This is a genomic window from Schnuerera sp., assembly GCF_035459645.1.
Classification (GTDB): domain Bacteria; phylum Bacillota; class Clostridia; order Tissierellales; family Tepidimicrobiaceae; genus Schnuerera.
Window position 1 is genome coordinate 1 of sequence record NZ_DATHXO010000111.1, and the last position, 2,525, is coordinate 2,525.

A 2,525-nucleotide genomic window follows, 5' to 3' on the forward strand; every position below is an offset into this window, starting at 1 on the left:
CAAATATCTCGGACCTTCAGTCCTTGCTCCTGTTTGTTGAGGATCGAGATGATTTGGGATTCACTAAATCGTGATTTTTTCATAGTTAAAAGTAGTCAATTTTATCTACTTTCAAACGGTCAACTTTCAGGGAAGCTTACAATTAAAGCTCAAATTAATAGTAAAAAAATGTTATTTCATGCTGATTGCATGATAGTTTCATTAGTTTTATGCCCATAATGAAATAAATATTTAATATAAAGATGTGCATTAGCCCACATACACGTCACTTAGTTTTTAATTTAAGATATGTATCAAACCATTTTATCATTCGCTGATATAGGTCAATTCTATTTAGAGGCTTCAAGTCAGGATCACAACCATGTCCTTCACCAATATACTGTATAAGTTGGGTTTCTACACCTGCTTTTTTCAATGCTGTAAACATCTCTTCAGCTTGTGTTATAGGGACCTCATTATCTGTTTCGCCATGAAGAAATAAAGTTGGTGTTGATACCTTATCTACATTACGTAAAGGAGACCACTGCCAAAGCAACGGAAAATTTTTCCACGGCTTCCCATTAAACTCATTTTCTATTAGAAGATGAAAAATTGATGTCCCAGAAAAACTTATAAGGTTACTAACTCCTCCATCCGAAACAGCAGCCTTAAACATACTAGTCTGAGAAATAATCCAATTGGTCATATATCCTCCATAGCTATGACCTGTTACTCCTAATCTTTCCTTATCAATCCATTTATAACGGTCAAGTACATATTCGACACCATTCATCAAATCTTTATAGTCCCCTCCCCCCCAATTTAGAAGCGATCCTCGCGAAAATTGTTGGCCATAACCGCTACTGCCTCTGGGATTTATAAAAAGAACTGCATATCCTTGACCAACCAGAGTCTGGGCCCTTTCTTTGAATTCATAACCAAACATATTATGTGGTCCACCGTGGATAGTTAATATTAACGGATATTTCTTATTCTGATTAAAAGAAGCAGGTTTAATAATCCATCCCTGTATTTGTAAATCATCAAAACTATTAAACCAAAGCGTTTCTGCATCTTGCAAATACCGTTCTTTACTTACTCTTTCATTTTGCTTTGTCAATTTATTTGAGCTCTTCCCATCCCTTTGTTGGATATAAATTTCTGGGAAGTGTATCATATCCGACTTTATATATACAATATTTTTAGCAGATTGAGATATTGCATATTCAGATACTTTAAAATCTCCCGCTATAACTTTTTCTATTTTTTTTGATTTAATTCCCACTTTATATAAGGACTCTCTCCCCTTATCTTCCGCAGTAAAATAGATATCTTCACCATTAGGATGCCACTCTATACTTTTTATTCTTCGATCAAGAGATTTTGTTAAACAAATAGAATCTCCGTCGCTACTTGACTTGATATATATATGAAAGTCTTCAGACGGACTATCTTTCGAGTTGGTCATACCTTTATTGGCAAGATAGGCAATATATTCTCTATCTGGTGACCAAGCAGGATGATATACAGTTCCTGATTCTCTTGTATACCTATCAATTTTCTTTGTTCTTATATTAACACTCCATAGATCATTTTTATGATTATAATCTGGGTTGGAGCTTTTATTACTAACAAAAGCAATTTCTTTACCGTCTGGTGACCAAGAGATGGAGTATTTATTACTGTCACCATTAGTTAAAATTTCTGACTGTCTATCCTTTATTGAGATTAACCATATTTGACAAGGCGGCTGGTTGGCATAGAATGGACGCTTTCTTCCACCAATACTTTTGTACATTAGATTATCTATAACTCTAATATTTTGATTAACATCCGAGTTTTCGAAAGGAATTGTACTTATATAAGCTATCTTTTTCCCATCAGGAGACCATTCAAAATTTTTTTTTGCCATATGATTAATAAAATATCCTGACTCATAAATAGGAACAAGAAATTTTGAATGATCTTGTTGGATATCATACAGCCACAATCCGTACTTTCCATCTTTACTTGCTTTATAAGCAATAAACTTATTATCAGGTGACCATATAGGTGAAAATCCTTTCGCAATACTTCTTGTTTTCTTACCTCTTATTTCTGTCAAGAAAATATAATCTTCTCTTTTATTTTCCTTCACGTTGGGAACATTAACCGTATATATAATAATTTTTCCATCAGGTGATATTTCTAAGTTTTTTATTTGTTTTATTTTACCAACATCGTCAAGTGAGAATGGAATACTTTGCTTAGAAACAGCCATGTCTTATTATTTTATTTTATTTTTTGAAAGCTAATTTAGATGTAGTTTACCCAATTTAGGTATAAGTATTTTTAAAAATTATTCACTAACCATTTTAGTGTCTGTAAATTTTGCGAGAGGAATAACGAGAGGAATACAAATCAAATATAAAATTATACCGTACCAACTTAAGACAATATAACTTTTGCTCAATAGAAAATATCCTAGAATCGGTGGACCGACAGCTAATCCAATATTTTGCATTAAGATTCCAAGAGATGCCGTCCTTCCCGCCGGATCTAATTTC

2 protein-coding genes are annotated in these 2,525 nt (G+C 33.0%); both read right to left on the bottom strand.

What is annotated here, in order from left to right; genetic code table 11:
- Positions 1 to 265: 265 nt before the first annotated feature.
- Positions 266 to 2,239: a S9 family peptidase gene (locus VK998_RS02715; protein WP_325225197.1), complete on the bottom strand. Its 1,974-nt coding sequence runs from the start codon at positions 2,237 to 2,239 to the stop codon at positions 266 to 268.
- A 78-nt stretch (positions 2,240 to 2,317) separates the two neighbouring features.
- Positions 2,318 to 2,525 (bottom strand): hypothetical protein (locus VK998_RS02720; RefSeq protein WP_325225198.1); only part of this gene is annotated, 208 nt, incomplete at its 5' end.